Source organism: Thalassospiraceae bacterium LMO-JJ14 (genome assembly GCA_021555105.2).
Lineage (GTDB): Bacteria > Pseudomonadota > Alphaproteobacteria > Rhodospirillales > Casp-alpha2 > UBA4479.
Genome location: CP134604.1, coordinates 3456792 through 3472728, shown reverse-complemented (window position 1 = coordinate 3472728; position 15937 = coordinate 3456792). Strand labels below are relative to the sequence as shown.

Genomic DNA, 15937 nt, shown 5'->3' with positions numbered 1-15937 from the left:
CGACAAATATGGATGTGAGCGCGCATAAGCGCGGGTATTCAATTTTGCGCGCATAAGCGCGCGGGCGCGGAGCCGGCGTATAAAGCCCCTGCATCACCCATAAGTTGTTGTTGCGGCAATCCTTGCTAGAATATTCGTCTTGCGGTGCCGGCGTGGCGCCGTGTGTGCAAGCCTTCGCAGGGATACGCGCCAATGAGCGACGTTGCCGACATGGATAATGTGACTGGCAGCCTGAGCGCCGGGATCGAGGACCTTGCCGAGCAGTTGCGGCAGACGCAGCTTGACGGGCGCCTCATGCGTGTCGACCCGCAGACGGACGACCCCGCGATCCGGTTGCTGGCAGCACAGATCAACAATGTCCTCGGCAATGCGCGCAGTTCCGTCGTCCGGCTGGAAGATGCCAACCGCGATCTGGACATGCTGATCCAGCAGCGCACCGCCGAGCTTGAACACGCCAGAATTACAGCCGAATTGAACAGCACGGCGAAAAGCAAATTCCTGGCCGAGATGAGCCACGAACTGAGGACGCCGCTGAACTCGATCATCGGTTTTTCGCAACTGCTGCTGGACAGCAAGAAAGAAGTCCTGAGCGAGCGGCAGGGAAAACAGGTCCGCCATATTCTGCGCGGCGGCCGGCATCTGCTCGGGCTGATCAACAATGTCCTCGATCTGTCGAAAATCGAAAACGGCAATCTGGATCTCAATATCGAAGCCGTCGACATGGAGGTGGTGATCACCGAAAGCCTGCAGATGATTTCGCCGCTGATCGGCACAGGCGGCGTGACCTTCGAAAACCGCATCGACCCCGGGTTCGATATGCCCGGTGCGTTGGGCGATTTCCTGCGCATCAAGCAGTGTCTGATCAATTTACTGAGCAATGCCTGCAAGTACAACAAGCCGGACGGCAAGGTCTGGATCGACGCTCGGGTTTTCAAGGATCAATGGCTGCGGATCACGGTCGGCGACAGTGGTCTCGGCATCCCTGAAAACAAACACCATGAACTGTTTCGGCCGTTTTCCCGCCTCGGTCGCGAAGAAACCGATATTGAAGGCAGTGGCGTTGGGCTGGTGCTGACACGGCTGCTTGTTCACGCCATGGAAGGGGTGTTGGATTTCGAAAGCAGGGAAGGTGAGGGATCGCGCTTCTGGTTCGACCTGCCGATCACGGAAAAACCGGCTGAAGCCGATGCCCAGCTTGAAATGACGCCGGTCAATCTGGGCAAACGACCGCAGGGGCTGGTCTTGTATATCGAGGATATCGCTTCCAACGTGCTTTTGATGGAAGACATGCTGAGCGAATATACCGACGTTCAGGTTTTGACCGCGCCGACGGCCGAAGAGGGTATCGCCATGGCGTTGGATCAGCTTCCCGATCTGATTATCATGGATTTGAACCTGAGCGGCATGAACGGTATCGACGCAACCCGCTATATCCGCAATGTCGCATCGATCAGGAACATTCCGATCTTCGTGTTGACCGGCGATGTTCAGGAAACCACCCAGGAGCGCTGCGAAAAGGCCGGGATCGACAAATTTTTTGCCAAACCGTTCAAGGTGAATGAATTTCTCGGTGCCGTGAACGAGGTGCTGGACCAACGGTTGGGCAAGCTTTTATGAATACAGAATTTATCGTTCACATTGTCGAAGACAATAAGGCCAATATGGAGTTGTTTCAGGACCTTATGGACTCCGTCGACCTGCCCTGGGAAAGCCACGTCAGCGCCATCGAATTCCTTGAAAATTTCGACCCGGAACCGGCCGGGTGCCTGATTCTCGATGTCCGGATGCCTCGGATGAGCGGTCTGCAGCTGCTTGAAAAACTCAATGAAGACGGCATTCGTGTGCCGGTTATTCTGGCGACCGCGCACGGCGATGTGCCGATGGCTATTCAGGCCATGAAACAGGGGGCTTTCGATTTTCACGAAAAGCCGATCAACAACCAGGCCCTTCTTGAAAGCGTCAACCGCGCGCTGGAACAACGCAAGGCGCAGGCCCTGGAGGCCGAGGAAGAAGCGCAGGCAACGGCAGCTTACAAATCGCTGACCCCGCGCGAAATCGACGTTTACCGGCTCGTCGTCAATGGCGCGATGAACAAGCAGATTGCCTATGATCTGAATATCTCGCAGCGGACCGTCGAAGTGCACCGCGCCAAGGTCATGGAAAAAATGAAAGCCCGCAATCTGGCGGACCTCATCAAGAAGCATATCATGTTGCACGGCCCTGGCTGATCAGCGGGCGACCTCAAGCCGTTTTCGCAGGTATCGTATGAACCAGCCGACGGCGGGGATTTTTTCGTACAATCCGGATGCCGCGTCCCAGTGATCGATGTGTTCGCTGAGCATGCCCTGCTGGTCGAAGCGGAGCTGGCTGGCACCGTCCACCGACCAGTCTCGGTTCATCAGGCGCCCGGACAGGGTCCAGACAATGACGCAGATGTCGCCGTCGTTCATGCGGTGGTGAATGGTGAAGTCCGGATCGTGCAGATGTTCGAACATGTCGATGAAGACGGCGCGCATGGCGCCGGCGCCGTGCACATCGTTGAACGGGTCCTTGAAATGCACGCCGGGCGACACGTGGTCCGTCAACTCGCCGACGTTCGTGCCATCCATGCGCTGCAGATAATCGCAGTATGTGTCAAATCCCGCTGTCATCGCGAAGCCTGCCCCTGAGTTTGCCGGTGTCCGGCGTTCGTTTCGGAATGATGCGGCGGTATATCTGCGCCGCATTTACGGCATCTGTATTCTATGTCGATACCATCTTTCCCCGGGAAGCGCATTTTTACCCAGCGTCCTTTGCTATCGTACCATACGTGGTTTTCAAGCTCCCCCCGGTAAGCGTAATGCCGGGCCCGGCGTTGTGCCCCACCGGTTTCAACAACCTCGACACCAAGATCCGACATAGAGACGGTGTTTGCATGACCGGTGATCGTATTCAGGATTTTCGTGGCGCCGATCACGCCCGGATTCCAATGCGTAGTCGGATATATACCGGCAGGAACCTGGGACTGACTGTCCGGCCCGGATACGCTCAGCATGCTTTCGCCGGGCGCATCATCGCGCAGCCCGGCGACCACACGGCTTACAGTGCCGTCATCATTGGTTTCTGCTTCAATCGCGACAAGTTCACCGTGACGCCACGAACCACGTGAGGTGTAGCTGTAGGCATATAGAGAAAGGCCGAGGAGGCGGATGGAAATGTCGAACAGGCTGGTCACGGTTAACAAGGCGTCATCTTGCACGAACTGGACGGTGTGGCTGCCGATCCGTTCGCCCTTGCGGTAAACATCGAAGATGATCTCTTCGCCATATGCTTCGATGGGGTCAAACGGGACGGTTGCGCGCGCCGGGGCGTCTTGCCAGGGCTGATTGATGCTGGCATGTCCCGGCAGTGCCGGCACAGTCATCAAGACCGCCGCAACAGGGACCGCGAATGTCATGATATGCCGGCTGCGTGTTTGCATGCCCCTGATACGTGCGCTTATGCGGTTCGGATTGCTGCAGCGACGAAATCGTCACGGCGCGCACCCGGGTGTTGCGGAAAGGTTATGGCAGAACGCGTTCGGGCGGCAGGGCGATGATTGCCGCCGTCCCCTTGCCCACCGTGCTTTCAAGGGTGAAGGTGCCGCCATGCAATGTGACGATCGACTGCACGATGGCCAGACCGAGGCCTGAGCCCTTGTGTTTACGGGTCAGGGCATCGGCGACCTGAACGAACGGCTGTTGGACCAGTTTCAGATTTTCCGGGTCGATGCCGACGCCCGTGTCGGCGATCCTGATTTCCAGACCGCCGCCTTCCATGCGTCTGGCCGTCGCCGTAATCTTGCCACCGGGATCGGTGAACTTGATCGCGTTGGACAGCAGATTGATCAGCACCTGACGCAATTGCCGCTCGTCCGCCATTAGCAGGGGCAGATCGTCGGGAATGCGGTTGTCGATGAAGATGCCCTCGGCTCCCGCGTGTTCGGCGGTCAGGCGGATCGAGTCGCTGAACACGACATGCAGGTCGGTCGGCTGTTCCTCGAGTTTCAGCTTGCCGGCCTCGATTCTCGACAGATCCAGAATATCGTTGATCAACTGCAGAAGATGCTCGCCGCCGGTGCGGATGATCTCGAGATATTCACGATGCAACGGGTTCTCGACGTTGCCCAGCGTGCCGGCCAGCAGGCTGTCCGAGAAGCCGATGATCGAATTCAACGGCGTGCGTAATTCATGCGACATGTTGGCGAGGAACGCGGATTTCGACCGGTTCGCCATTTCCGCCTCGTCGCGGGCCTTGCGGTATGCCCGCTCCACGGCAACGCGGTCCGTGATATCGGTTTCGATGCCGCCGACACCGATCAACTCGCCGCTATTGTTGATGATCGGGAACTTGGCGGTCAGGAATGTGGCTTTATTGATACTCTCCTCGTGCATGATCAGCCGGCGTTTCTCGAGGATTTCCCGGTCATGGGCAATGAATGCCGGGCCCCAGCTATCGTCGAACACTTCGAGGGATGTCTTGCCGCGTATCTGTTCGAGGGTGACGCCGTAGACTTCCAGATAACGGCGGTTGGCCATGATGAAGCGTAAGTTCTGATCCTTGAAATAAATCGGCGCCGGCGAGTTATCGAGCAGCGTCTGAATGCGCGTTTCACTCTCCGCCAGCCGTTTTTCAAGTTCGACATGTTCCGAGAAATCCGTATAGACGGTGGCAATGCACAGCAAGCCGCTGGGCATCGGCATCGCGAATTTCGAGACCAGCCAGTCCTTGACCTGAGCATCGGACGTCTGGAACTGGACCTTGTGGATCGACGGCGCACGCGTTTCGATCACACGCTGATCTGCTTCAATCGCGGCATTGCTCAGTTGGTCGTCCCAGATCTCTTCGGCTTTGCGTCCGATGACATCGGCGTGCGAGACCTCGAATGCCGTCTCGAAGGCGGGGTTGATGTATTCATAGGTGCCGTCGGCACATTTGATCATGATCGGATTGGGTGACCTGTCCATCAGGGTGCGGGCCAAATAGTCCAGATCGACGATGGCGGATTTATGCAGATAACTTACAGCCAGCAGCGCCGCCGAGACCGCCAGAATCAGGATATCGCCCATCATTTCGACCGCGAGTACGCCTGAGAGCGCGGCAATGCCCCGGGCCGCCAGCGCCGCCGATGCCGCAAACAAAGTCAGTGAAACCTTGTCCTCGAGATGCCTCGCGGACCGGACAAGGGTCCAGAACTGCAGCCCGAGCGCGGACAGAACGACGATTGTTGTGGCGCCGAGTACGCCTTCCAGTTCCTGCATCATGGGAACATGAACGAGAATTAATGCTCTGGAAATACCCTCGTAATGTCGGCCTCGCTATTTTCTCGATGTGTGGTGAAGAAATCCACGAACCAGATGCAAGGAAGACAGAACATGTTGGCATATAAGAATAAGCAAAAAGGACCGGCATTACACCCGCGCCGCCGCTACAAGAAGCGCATTGTCGCGGTCGTGGCGCTGGGTGCGGCGGTTATGGTCGCAAGCGCATTCTCGGTGCCGTTGCAGGCAAAAACGCCCCCAAGCCCTGTTCAGTTGGGAAAGACCGACAGCGTATTGCCGGCCAGCTTCGCAGACATCGTCGAACGGGTTTCGCCGGCGGTGGTCAATATTCAGGTGACGTCGCATGCCAGTCCGGTGATGACGCAGATGCAGGACGCACCCGCGAACATGCGTGAATTTTTCGAGCGTTATTTCAACATGCCCGATCAACCCGGCGCAAAGCGCTTCGGCGCGCCCGACGGACGCGGGCAGGGTGAAAAACGTATCGGTGCCGGTTCCGGCTTCGTGATCGACGCCGAAGGCCATATCGTCACCAACGAGCACGTGGTTCATAACGCCGACGAGATTACCGTGACCTTCAAGGACGGCACGTCGGCCAAGGCGCGGCTGATCGGTCTCGACGACAAGACCGACCTGGCATTGCTCAAGATCGATTCCGACAAACCGGTGCCGTATGTGAATTTCGGCAAGTCGAATGACGTGCGCGTCGGCGACTGGGTGCTGACCGTCGGCAACCCGTTCGGCCTTGGCCATTCGGTCAACGTCGGCATCGTATCGGCACGCGGCCGGACCATCGGCGCCGGACCGTATGACGATTTCCTGCAGATCGATGCGCCGATCAACCGCGGCAACTCGGGCGGCCCGGCCTTCGATGTCAGCGGCAACGTGGTCGGCGTCAATTCGGCGATCTTCTCGCCCAACGGCGGCAACGTCGGGATCGGTTTCGCAATCCCGTCTGAAATCGCCGCGAAGGTGGTTGCCGAACTCAAGACCAACGGCACGGTCGAACGCGGCTGGCTCGGTGTCAGCATTCAGTCGCTCAGCGATGATATCGCCGAGGGACTGGGTCTGAAATCCACCGAGGGTGTCCTGGTCGCCGATGTGAACGCCGACAGCCCGGCCAGCAAGGCGGGCATGAAGGTAGGCGACGTGATCCTTGCCGTCGATGGCCGGACCATCAAGGAACTGAAAGAACTGCCGCGTCTGATCGCCGATATCGATCCCGGCAAGGTAAGCGACGTCACGGTCTGGCGCGACGGCTCCTCAAAGAGCCTGGATGTGAAAATCGGCACGCAGCCGGCGAGCAAGAAAATCGCATCCGCGACGCCGTCCGAAACGTCCACCGATCAGGTCGGCCTCGCGCTGCAGGAGTTGAATCCGGATATCGCCCGTGAGCTGGGCATGCCGGAAAACACCAAGGGCGTGGTCGTGGTCGAGGTCAAGCCGGGCAGCCCGGCGGAAGAAAAAGGCCTTCGCCGCGGTGACGTGGTGACCAAGGCCGGCGGCCGGGATATCGCCTCGCCCGGCGAGCTTGCCGAGCGTCTCGATCAGGCGCGCAAGGACGGCCGGAAATCCGTTCTCGCCCTGGTCAAACGCGGCACCGAACAACGCTTTGTCGCTCTCCCCGTAGGGGCCGCTTGAAGAGGCGGCCTCTCCCCTGGGGGCCGGCTGAATTCCCCCCGTTCAGTCGGCCCCGTAGTTTCTCCTCCCCCGAAGATGGGCGGCGTCCGGTCAGGTTTGCCGGCGCCGCTCATCTCTTTTTTTATCGTGCCCGGGGCCATTATTTTGCTTTCAAGCTTGGCGCTGCGGCGTCAATCGGCCTAAATGTTTAAGGAAGAACAGGAAAATTCGATGCGGATACTGGTAGTCGAAGACGATAAGGATGCGGCAACGTTTATCGCCAAGGCGCTGGGCGAGGCGGGCCACGTGGTCGACGTCGCCGGCAATGGCGAGGATGCGCTGGCGATCGCAAACGAGGCGCACGAGGTGATGATCGTCGATCGCATGATGCCGAAACTCGACGGCATCCAGATGGTCGAACAGCTCCGTGCCCAGGGTGTTGCGACGCCTGTGCTGTTTCTCAGCGCGCTCGGCAAGGTCGATGACCGGGTTGCCGGTCTGCGCGCGGGCGGTGACGATTATCTGGTCAAACCGTTCGCCATGGCGGAACTGCTGGCCCGTGTCGAAGCACTGGGCCGGCGCAAGGGGGCGCCCGAAACGCAGACCAAACTGGTGTGCGGCGATCTGGAAATGGATCTGATTGCCCGCGAAGTGGTGCGTGCAGACACGAAGATCGATCTGCAGCCCCGGGAATTCAAACTGCTCGAATACCTGCTCAGGAACGCCGGGCGTGTGGTGACCCGCTCGATGCTTCTGGAAAACGTCTGGGATTATCATTTCGATCCGCAGACCAACGTCATCGATGTGCATATCAGCCGCCTGCGCGGCAAGATCGACAAGGGATTCGACCAGCCCCTGCTGGAAACGGTGCGCGGCGCCGGATACAGGTTGCATGCGCCTGATTAACGCGCGCCTGATCCGCACGTCATGGTTTCGCATGGCGCTCGGTTATGCGGTCCTTTCCATCGTTTCCGTGACCATGCTGTTCGCGTTTCTGTACTGGAACACGGCGGTATTCGTCGCCGAGCAGACCGAGGAAACCATCGAGGCCGAAATCACCGGCCTTGCCGAGCATTACCGCCAGGCCGGGCTGTTCGGACTGACCGAGGTCATTCAGGAACGCTCCCAGGGGCAGCGGCTCAGTCTGTATTTGCTGACCGATCCGAACCGGCGCCCGATCGCCGGCAACCTGAATTCCTGGCCGGCCAATACGCAACCCGGCGAATGGCTGGATTTCGATTATCAGCGCCCGATCGGCAGCGCCGTCGTCGAGCACCGCGCGCATGCGCGTCATCTGGTGCTGCCGGGCGGATTTCACCTGCTGGTCGGCTATGACGTGCAGGACCAGGTGCGGCTCGAACAGCGCATGCGCCATTCGATGATCTGGATCGGTGCGCTGGCGCTGGTGCTCGGTCTGGGCGGCGGGCTTCTGATGGCCCGGCATTGGCTGAGCCGTGTCGACAGCGTCAACAAGACGGCCGGCGAGATCATGGACGGCGATATGTCCAGACGCGTGCCGCTGAGCGGTACCGACGACGAACTGGACCGTCTGGCGCGCAATCTGAACGACATGCTGGATCGCATCGAGGCGCTGATGACCGGCCTCCGCCAGGTCACCGACAACATTGCACACGACCTGCGTTCGCCGCTGAACCGGTTGCGGACGCGCCTTGAAGTGACATTGATGTCGGATCAGGACAATCAGGTCTACCGCGATGCGTTGAGCGAAACCATGGCGGAAACCGACGAGCTTCTGAAAACCTTCAACGCGTTATTGCTGATCGGCGAGGCGGAATCCGGTCTCGACCGCTCGAAGCTGGAATGGGTCGACCTCACGACACGGCTCGGCGATGTGGTGGAACTGTACGAACCGGCGGCGGAAGAAGCCGACCTGATATTGGAAGCGCATATCGCCGACGGGCTTGGCGTGCGGGGCAACCCGAACCTGATCTCGCAGGCGGTCGTCAATCTGCTCGACAATGCCCTCAAGTACACACCGAAGGGCGGCAGGGTTTGTATCGAGGCGGGGGTTGAAGGCGACCAGCCGTTCGTTTCCGTCAGCGACAGCGGCCCCGGCATTCCGCCTGCCGAACACGACCGCGTGCTGGACCGCTTCGTGCGGCTGGAAGGCAGTCGCTCGACACCGGGCAGTGGTCTCGGCCTGTCGCTGGTCGCCGCCGTCGCAAAGCTGCATCAGGCGACGCTGAGCCTGGGCGACAATGCCCCCGGCTTGACCGTCCGCATCGATTTTCCGAAGCCCAACGGGCGTTAGCCGCAAACATTCCGGCGCATGGCGAGCTGGCGTTCCCGATAAGCCAGGAACAATGCACCGGCGATGATCACGGCGGCACCGATCCAGCTCAGCATTTCCGGGATCACGCCGAAAAGGCCGAAATCGTAAGCTGCGGCGAAAACCAGTGTCATATAGAAAAACGGCACGGCGAAGCTGGCGTCCGCCGATTTCATGGCCTGAATGAAACACGATTGCGCGCTCACCATGATCAGGCCGAGCGCGATCAGCAAAAGCCATTGATCGGGGCTCGGCGGGACCCAGACGAAGGTTGCCGCCGTGATCGATATGGTGGCCCCGAAGGCATTGTTGATGAACAGGATACGGATCGCCGGTTCTGCGCCCGAAAGGCGCTTGATCACCACCATCTCGAGGCCGAGCAGCACCGCCGACGCCAGCGCCACCAGGGCGATGACCTGAAAGGCATCGGTGCCGGGGCGGATCAGGATCAGCGCGCCGAGCATCGAGATGGCGGCCGCCGACCAGCGCACCGGCCCGACCTTCTCGCCGAGAAACGGGATCGCGAAGATCATCGTGCAGATCGGACTCAGAAAGCTGATCGCGGTGGCTTCCGCGAGGGGCATCCGCGCCGCCGCGGCAAAGGTGCAGCTGACGCCGAGCCAGCCCAGGGTCGAGCGCAGGAAATGCCAGCGATACGGCGTTGTCCTGTCGAGACGCAATTTCATGAACGGCGCGACGATCAGCAACGCCGCGAAGGCGAACGCGAAACGCCCGGCAGACACCTGCAGCGGATGCAGGGCGGGACCGTACAGGTCGTTGCCGAGCAATTTCGCCAGCATCGACGTGGCCGCGAGCAGCGCCGCGGCGGCCAGCATGAAAAGCGCGCCGCGTAACTGGCGCTGGACGAAGGGGGCCGGTGCGTCCACGCGGCTCAGCTTTGCGAAACGGAAATGCAGACCTTGCCGAAATGCGCGCCCGATTGCAGGTAGCGGTAAGCTTCGGCGGCATCTTCGAAGGCGAAAACCTTGTCGATGACCGGTTTCATGCCGTCCGCCTCGATCGCCTTGCACATTTGCTGCATGGCGTCCCTGGGGCCGACGGTGACGCCCTGCAGGCGCACATCGCGGCTGACGATGAACGGCAGCAGGACATTGCCCGTGGTGGCGCCGGAAAGCACCCCGATCAGGCTCAACGTGCCGCCCGGACGGACGGCGATCAGCGATTGTTTCATGGTCTGGGTGCCGCCCAGTTCGATCACGTTGTCGACGCCGTCACCGCCGGCCCATTCCTTGCCCGCGGGCCCCCATTCGGGGGTCGTGGCGTAATTGATGCCGTGATCGGCGCCGAGGGTCCGGGCGCGTTCCAGCTTGGCGTCCGATGACGAGGTGACGCACACCCGGCAACCGTTCATTTTGGCAAATTGCAGCGCGAACAGCGACACCCCGCCGGTACCCTGTGTCAGGATGGCGTCGCCCGGCTCGGCCCGGCCCAGCCGCACGATGGCCGACCATGCCGTCAACCCGGCGCAGGTCAGGCTTGCCGCTTCGGCGTCGCTCAGGTGGGCGGGCGTGTGCACCAGACCGGAAACCGGGATCACCCGGTATTCCTGCAGCATGCCGTCGACAGCACGGCCGCTGTCGCTTTCCATGGCGTGTTCGGTTGCGGTGCCGGTCGGCCAGTCGAGGAAAAAGCAAGCTGTGACACGGTCGCCTGGTTTGAATTCATGCACGCCCGCGCCGACGGCTTCGACCGTGCCGGCGCCGTCCGACAGCGGCACCAGATCGGCCTGTTTCTGGCGCGAGCGGTAGCCGCCCTTGGCGATCAGCAGATCACGGTAATTGATCGACGCCGCGCCGATCCTGACCAGTACCTCGCCGGGGCCGGGCTCGGGCATCGGTTTGTCGATCGCCGTCAGGGCATCGGGGCCGTCCGGGGTCTTGAATACCATTGCGCGCATGTGCCGTCCTTTCTGTCAGGTCGACATATAAGCCCGTCTCCCGGTCCTTAGGCAATGCCGGACGCGCACGAAAAAGGCCCGCTACGGTTCAGCGGACCTTTTCAGTCTCGGGCCTCTTTTGACAGGCGGTCAGGAAAAGAAGCTGTTCTTGTTGTTGCTCGGGCACGGGGCCTGCATCAGGGACTTGCCGTGGTGGTGCAGGTTGATCCAGATGCGGTCACGGCCGTGCAGCCATTCATAAACCCAGGCGTCTGCCGGCGGACAGGCCAGTTTCAGGTACGAATAGCGAATCCGCTCCGATCGGGTGCGGATGACTTCGGCATGATCGAACCGGGGCACATGAACGTCGACCATCAGGTTCATGTCCTCGTTGATGTAGATGTTGGTCGCCTGCCAGCCCTGACGGGGCGGGTTCTCGTCGATGTAATTCTTGACCGCGACGGCGGCGACCTCCAGCGCTTCTTCCTGCGTCATGTCCTCGGCATAAAAGCTGAGTGTCGCCAGGACCGCGCCCGGGATCATGAGCGTGATGAGAAGGCTTATGATGAACCAGCGCTTCGATGAGATGATGTCGGATATCCACATTTTCAAATTCCCTTTCCCTTCGGTAGCTCCGCTGCCTCATTTCTTTTTGTTTTTGAGGCCGGTGGCTTTGCGCCCCGCCGTCGCCGGCGGTTTGCCTGTTCGTGGTCCCGGGGATATATGCCATCCCGAACCTTGATGACACCATTTATAGTATTTCCCCGGTCGTTTGGCTGTGCGCCATATCACATTATGAGAATAATTCTCGATCATTTAACATATTGATAAAACTAATAAAAATGGCCATTCGAAGTATGTGGAATTAGAAAACAGGGTTAAATAAGCGTAAAGGGCGGCCGATCTAGGTGTTGTGCAGCACCTTACCGATTCGCGCCACGAAAGCATCCGCGTCGGCCAAGTCGTTGCACAGGTGCGGACTGACCCGGATCGCGCCGCCACGGGAACTGACGTAAACCTTTTCGGCTTCAAGGCGGGCCAGAATATCGGCCGGAAAACCGCCGTCCAGGCGCAGCCCGAGAATATGCGGCGTGCGGAATTCGGCCGGTGCGATGCGCAGCCCCAGCGAAGCCGCGCCCTCGGCGATGCGTGCCGTGAGCGGCGCCAGCGCGGCGGAAATCCGTTCCGGCCGCCAGTCCTGAAGCTGTTTCAGGGCGACCTGTATCATCGGCAGGGTGATCAGGCTCAGGTATTCGCCGGCATCGTAGCGCCGCGCCCCCTTGGTGAAACCTTGCGGATAACCGAGCCCGCCGGTGATGCTGTCGACACCGCCGTGGTTGAACAGGTGATCTTCGAGCGGCAGGCCGTCCTGGTGTTTGGGGGCGGCGTACATGAACGACAGGCCATAAGGACCGAGCAGCCATTTGTAGGCGGCACACACCAGATAGTCGGCATGGATTTCGTTGACATCGATCGGCAATGCGCCGACCCACTGCGTGGCATCGACGACGAACACCGCACCGGCATCCTTCAGCGCCGGGCCGATCCGCGAAAGATCGAGCAGCGACCCGTCGGTCCAGTGACATGGCGGCAGCGCGGCGATGGCAACGTCGGTGTCTATCTGAGCGAGCACGGCGGCTGTCCAGTCGCCGTCTTCTGGCCAGGGCACCGTCACGAGGTCGGCGCCCGAGGCCGCGGCCAGACGCTGCCAGGCATAGACGTTTGAGGGAAACTGTCCCTCGATCACCAGAATCCGCGACCCGGCCCGGGGTTTCAGGTTCTTCGCCGCCGTGGTAATGCCGTAACTGGCGGCGGGATGAATGGCGATGTCGTCGCCCGTGGCGCCGATCAGGCTGGCGAAGCGTTCGCGAATATCGTCGGCCTGAACATAACGGGCCGGCTCGTCGATGGCCCATGGCCGGCCCTTGGCGCCGACTCCGATGCGTCCGGCCTCGAGCGAGGCTTTCAGCAATGCCGATTTCGACGCGGCATTGAGAAACACGACGCCATCTTCGATGTCGAACAGGTGGCGTTGGCTGCCGAGAGGCGGGGATGCTGTGTCCATGCGTCACGTTATGCAGGTTCGGGGGGGCTGTCGAGTCCGTGCCTGTCCCTGTATAGTCGGGCCATGACGGAACGGCGCGAACCACCGAAAACCACCAACGCCGAAGGCGAACCGCGCCGCATCGGCGTCGAGATCGAATTCGGCGGCATCGACCTCGACCAGGCGGCCGGACTGGTCCGTGCAATTTTCGGTGGCGAGATCGGCGCGCCCAGTGCGCATGTCCGCGCTGTCCGCGGGACCGGGATCGGCGACTTCGGGATCGAACTGGATGCGCAGCTTGTGCACCCCAAGTCGGAAGACGACGAAATCGAACGCAAGGCCCGTAAACTGGCGGGGGATCTGTCGAGCGGTTTCGTGCCGACGGAGATCGTCGGTCCGCCGGCGCCGCTGCAATCGCTGGACGATTTCGACCGGCTGATCGATGCACTCCGCAAGGCCGGGGCCGAGGGCACGCAGGACGGCATCAGTTATGCCTTCGGGCTGCAACTCAACCCGGAAGTGGCGTCGCTCGACGCCGGCGATATTCTCGCCACCCTGCAGGCGTATGTGCTGATGTCGCCGTTGCTGCGAAGACGCATCGACGTCGATCCGATGCGCCGGCTGCTGCCTTATGTCGATCCGTTCCCGCTGGCCTATGCGCGTAAGATTCTCGATCCGGACTATGCACCGGATATCGCCGCGCTGATCGATGACTATCTGAGCGGCAATCCGACCCGCAACCGCGAACTCGACATGCTGCCGCTGTTCGCGCATCTCGACGAGGACCGGGTCCGCGCCCGGCTGGACGATCCGCTGATCAAGGCCCGTCCGACCTATCACTACCGCCTGCCGAATACCAACTTCACCGATCCCGGCTGGGGCGCCGTTGTCGAATGGAACCGCTGGGTGATCGTCGAGCGGTTGGCGGCCGACGGCGAGCGCCGCAAAAATCTGGCGGAAACGTTCCTCAGCCGTAACCCGGACGATTTTCTCGAACGCCTTGCGCTCAGAACCCGTGCATGGCTGGACGAGCTTAGAGCGTGATGAAGTCAGGTTGAACCATTCTGACCGACTGACTTCATCACGCTCTAGCGGATAACCTCGTCACTGGCCGAGACCGCAGCGCTGATGCGCTGGCGTTTCTGGTGCTCGCGGATGGTGATGTAGGCGGTCGATGCAAAGATCAGCACGCCGCCGCTCCAGACATAGATATCGGCGATTTCCCCGAACAGGATGTAGCCGCTGATCGAAACCCAGACCAGACGCACGAAATCGAACGGCATGACGACATGGGTCTCGGCGTGCTTGAGCGCCTGCGAGACCATCAACTGGCCGCAGCCGCCGAACAGACCGAGCAGAACAAGCAAGGCGAGATCGGTGGTGCTCGGCCATGACCACACGAACAGCGCCGGGACCAGCGCCAGCGGCGCCATGACCAGCGACATATAGGTGGTGATGGTGACCGAGGATTCGGTTTTGCTCAGGCTTTTGATGATGATCACGCACGCACCCCAGAATATGGTGGCGATCAGGACCAGGACATTGCCGGTGCCGATTTCCTCGAATCCCGGCCTGAGCACGATCATGGTGCCGACGAATCCGGCGACGATGGCCGCGATGCGCCGCCAGCCGAGCCGTTCCTTGAGGAGGACCACGGCAAGCAGGGTGGCGAAAATAGGCGCCGTGAACGACAGCGCCGTGACATCTGCGATCGGCGACAGGCTGAGCGCGGTGAAAAATGCCAGCATGGCGCAGAAATTCAGGACGCCGCGCAGGATCAGAAAGCCGAGCCGGCCGGTCTTGAGTGGCGCGGTCCCCTGTTTGACGAAAAACGGAATGACGACGATCAGTGCGAACAGAAGCCGGCAGAACACCACCACGAACGGGTGCACGGTGTCGGAGACATAACTGATCGTGGTGTGCATCGAGGCCAGACAGAGCGTCGAACCGAGCATCCAGAGTATCCCGCGCAGATTCTCAGCCGCCTTCTTTTCTTCATTGCTGGCCGTGTTCCCGGCGTCTGGCGTGGCGGGCGTCGGGTCTGACATACAGGGTCCTCCGGGGATCGAAGGTCAGCATAGCTGACGGTTTGGCCGATGCAAGACGCCGAATTTAAGGGTTTTCGGGTGCTAAAAGCACGCTTTCCCCGTTGACAGTGCCCGATGCGGACCGTATGTTCCGCGCGCTTTCGTCTCCCGGGTGGTCTGGGGGGCGTATTTGTTTGTATCGCCATTTTTTGTTTGCCGGGGATCGAGTTATGAAAATCAGAAACTCGCTGAAGTCGGCCAAGCTGCGTGAAAAAGGCTGCCGTATTGTGCGCCGCCGTGGCCGGGTCTACGTCATCAACAAGCGCAACCCGCGTTTCAAAGCCCGCCAAGGGTGATTAGCCGGGTCTGACCCGCGTCTGAGCGATCCTCTGGCCGCGCCCATGCGGACATGGGCGCGGTTTTCGTTTGTCTGCGCCATGGGATCGAAATTAATCCGGCGAATCTTAAGTGCTCCGGTATCTGGAAACGCTGTTTCCCAATTAACCTTCGTGATCAGCATAAACAACCAACCGCCACCTTACCTTTCCTTGGGATGGGGAATGCTGGTCGCTGTTTTGCGGCGGCAATGGTTCGCCTTCATTAGAGGCAACCTCCTTATTGCACCCCATGCATCGGTAAATGCCGGAATACGGTGCATCCGTTCCGGGTGAATATTCCTCATCAAATCCTTCGTCGTCTACTTTCTCCAAATACTCACTGTGTTTGTATAAGGCCATCGATCTTCCTTTCTGTATGACC

Annotated in this window: 16 protein-coding genes and 1 riboswitch; of the genes, 7 read left to right on the top strand and 9 right to left on the bottom strand. The window is 60.3% G+C overall.

Features of this window, described 5'->3' with window-relative positions:
- The first annotated feature begins 192 nt into the window (after positions 1–192).
- Positions 193–1617 (top strand): ATP-binding protein, encoded by a 1425-nt coding sequence (locus L2D14_16445; protein ID WNJ99447.1) that lies wholly within the window; start codon positions 193–195, stop codon positions 1615–1617.
- Entirely contained in the window at positions 1614–2228 is a 615-nt protein-coding gene (locus L2D14_16440) for a response regulator (GenBank protein ID WNJ99446.1), read from the top strand. The genes L2D14_16445 and L2D14_16440 overlap by 4 nt, the downstream gene beginning before the upstream one ends.
- Here the strand turns inward: L2D14_16440 and L2D14_16435 are convergent, their stop codons facing one another.
- The 3 genes from L2D14_16435 to L2D14_16425 all read right to left on the bottom strand — a co-directional run bounded on the left by L2D14_16435 (position 2229) and on the right by L2D14_16425 (position 5282).
- On the bottom strand, positions 2229–2651 hold the full coding sequence (locus L2D14_16435) for a nuclear transport factor 2 family protein (GenBank protein ID WNJ99445.1): 423 nt from the start codon (positions 2649–2651) through the stop codon (positions 2229–2231). It lies immediately after the preceding gene.
- Complete coding sequence (locus L2D14_16430) at positions 2648–3436, bottom strand: DUF6134 family protein (GenBank protein WNJ99444.1); 789 nt, start codon at positions 3434–3436, stop codon at positions 2648–2650. The genes L2D14_16435 and L2D14_16430 overlap by 4 nt, the downstream gene beginning before the upstream one ends.
- A gap of 106 nt (positions 3437–3542) precedes the next feature.
- Positions 3543–5282 (bottom strand): PAS domain-containing protein, encoded by a 1740-nt coding sequence (locus tag L2D14_16425; protein ID WNJ99443.1) that lies wholly within the window; start codon positions 5280–5282, stop codon positions 3543–3545.
- Positions 5283–5393: 111 nt separating this feature from the next.
- Between L2D14_16425 and L2D14_16420 the strand changes: the two genes are divergently transcribed.
- The 3 genes from L2D14_16420 to L2D14_16410 all read left to right on the top strand — a co-directional run bounded on the left by L2D14_16420 (position 5394) and on the right by L2D14_16410 (position 9192).
- Positions 5394–6941 (top strand): Do family serine endopeptidase, encoded by a 1548-nt coding sequence (locus tag L2D14_16420; GenBank protein WNJ99442.1) that lies wholly within the window; start codon positions 5394–5396, stop codon positions 6939–6941.
- Positions 6942–7151: 210 nt separating this feature from the next.
- Positions 7152–7826 carry a response regulator transcription factor gene (locus L2D14_16415; GenBank protein ID WNJ99441.1) on the top strand — a complete coding sequence of 225 codons (675 nt, stop codon included), beginning with the start codon at positions 7152–7154 and terminating at the stop codon, positions 7824–7826.
- Positions 7813–9192 carry an ATP-binding protein gene (locus L2D14_16410; protein WNJ99440.1) on the top strand — a complete coding sequence of 460 codons (1380 nt, stop codon included), beginning with the start codon at positions 7813–7815 and terminating at the stop codon, positions 9190–9192. Before L2D14_16415 ends, L2D14_16410 begins: the two co-directional genes overlap by 14 nt.
- Here L2D14_16410 and L2D14_16405 read toward each other — a convergent pair.
- From L2D14_16405 to L2D14_16390, 4 genes are all read right to left on the bottom strand, one after another.
- Complete coding sequence (locus L2D14_16405; protein WNJ99439.1) at positions 9189–10097, bottom strand: DMT family transporter; 909 nt, start codon at positions 10095–10097, stop codon at positions 9189–9191. The two genes, L2D14_16410 and L2D14_16405, sit on opposite strands and share 4 nt — an antisense overlap.
- 5 nt (positions 10098–10102) lie before the next feature.
- The gene (locus tag L2D14_16400; GenBank protein WNJ99438.1) at positions 10103–11128 is read right to left on the bottom strand and encodes an NAD(P)-dependent alcohol dehydrogenase; all 1026 of its coding nucleotides are present in this window, start codon (positions 11126–11128) and stop codon (positions 10103–10105) included.
- A gap of 129 nt (positions 11129–11257) precedes the next feature.
- Positions 11258–11713 carry a hypothetical protein gene (locus L2D14_16395; protein WNJ99437.1) on the bottom strand — a complete coding sequence of 152 codons (456 nt, stop codon included), beginning with the start codon at positions 11711–11713 and terminating at the stop codon, positions 11258–11260.
- Between the two features lie 18 nt (positions 11714–11731).
- Positions 11732–11819, bottom strand: a riboswitch (cyclic di-GMP riboswitch).
- A gap of 192 nt (positions 11820–12011) precedes the next feature.
- On the bottom strand, positions 12012–13172 hold the full coding sequence (locus L2D14_16390) for an aminotransferase class V-fold PLP-dependent enzyme (GenBank protein ID WNJ99436.1): 1161 nt from the start codon (positions 13170–13172) through the stop codon (positions 12012–12014).
- Positions 13173–13235: 63 nt separating this feature from the next.
- Between L2D14_16390 and L2D14_16385 the strand changes: the two genes are divergently transcribed.
- Complete coding sequence (locus tag L2D14_16385; GenBank protein WNJ99435.1) at positions 13236–14195, top strand: amidoligase family protein; 960 nt, start codon at positions 13236–13238, stop codon at positions 14193–14195.
- A gap of 44 nt (positions 14196–14239) precedes the next feature.
- Here the strand turns inward: L2D14_16385 and L2D14_16380 are convergent, their stop codons facing one another.
- On the bottom strand, positions 14240–15199 hold the full coding sequence (locus tag L2D14_16380) for a DMT family transporter (GenBank protein WNJ99434.1): 960 nt from the start codon (positions 15197–15199) through the stop codon (positions 14240–14242).
- Between the two features lie 209 nt (positions 15200–15408).
- Here L2D14_16380 and ykgO point away from each other — a divergent pair, with 209 nt between their 5' ends.
- Entirely contained in the window at positions 15409–15534 is a 126-nt protein-coding gene (ykgO, locus tag L2D14_16375) for a type B 50S ribosomal protein L36 (GenBank protein ID WNJ99433.1), read from the top strand.
- A gap of 144 nt (positions 15535–15678) precedes the next feature.
- Here the strand turns inward: ykgO and L2D14_16370 are convergent, their stop codons facing one another.
- Positions 15679–15915 carry a hypothetical protein gene (locus L2D14_16370; protein ID WNJ99432.1) on the bottom strand — a complete coding sequence of 79 codons (237 nt, stop codon included), beginning with the start codon at positions 15913–15915 and terminating at the stop codon, positions 15679–15681.
- Positions 15916–15937: the final 22 nt, after the last annotated feature.

What these genes read in the sequence shown, in the direction of transcription:
- L2D14_16445 (WNJ99447.1), top strand. Translation starts at nt 193, where the DNA reads ATGAGCGACGTTGCCGACATGGATAATGTGACTGGCAGCCTGAGCGCC.
- L2D14_16440 (WNJ99446.1), top strand. Translation starts at nt 1,614, where the DNA reads ATGAATACAGAATTTATCGTTCACATTGTCGAAGACAATAAGGCCAAT.
- L2D14_16435 (WNJ99445.1), bottom strand. Translation starts at nt 2,651, where the DNA reads ATGACAGCGGGATTTGACACATACTGCGATTATCTGCAGCGCATGGAT.
- L2D14_16430 (WNJ99444.1), bottom strand. Translation starts at nt 3,436, where the DNA reads ATGACATTCGCGGTCCCTGTTGCGGCGGTCTTGATGACTGTGCCGGCA.
- L2D14_16425 (WNJ99443.1), bottom strand. Translation starts at nt 5,282, where the DNA reads ATGATGCAGGAACTGGAAGGCGTACTCGGCGCCACAACAATCGTCGTT.
- L2D14_16420 (WNJ99442.1), top strand. Translation starts at nt 5,394, where the DNA reads ATGTTGGCATATAAGAATAAGCAAAAAGGACCGGCATTACACCCGCGC.
- L2D14_16415 (WNJ99441.1), top strand. Translation starts at nt 7,152, where the DNA reads ATGCGGATACTGGTAGTCGAAGACGATAAGGATGCGGCAACGTTTATC.
- L2D14_16410 (WNJ99440.1), top strand. Translation starts at nt 7,813, where the DNA reads ATGCGCCTGATTAACGCGCGCCTGATCCGCACGTCATGGTTTCGCATG.
- L2D14_16400 (WNJ99438.1), bottom strand. Translation starts at nt 11,128, where the DNA reads ATGCGCGCAATGGTATTCAAGACCCCGGACGGCCCCGATGCCCTGACG.
- L2D14_16395 (WNJ99437.1), bottom strand. Translation starts at nt 11,713, where the DNA reads ATGTGGATATCCGACATCATCTCATCGAAGCGCTGGTTCATCATAAGC.
- L2D14_16390 (WNJ99436.1), bottom strand. Translation starts at nt 13,172, where the DNA reads ATGGACACAGCATCCCCGCCTCTCGGCAGCCAACGCCACCTGTTCGAC.
- L2D14_16385 (WNJ99435.1), top strand. Translation starts at nt 13,236, where the DNA reads ATGACGGAACGGCGCGAACCACCGAAAACCACCAACGCCGAAGGCGAA.
- L2D14_16380 (WNJ99434.1), bottom strand. Translation starts at nt 15,199, where the DNA reads ATGTCAGACCCGACGCCCGCCACGCCAGACGCCGGGAACACGGCCAGC.
- ykgO (WNJ99433.1), top strand. Translation starts at nt 15,409, where the DNA reads ATGAAAATCAGAAACTCGCTGAAGTCGGCCAAGCTGCGTGAAAAAGGC.
- L2D14_16370 (WNJ99432.1), bottom strand. Translation starts at nt 15,915, where the DNA reads ATGGCCTTATACAAACACAGTGAGTATTTGGAGAAAGTAGACGACGAA.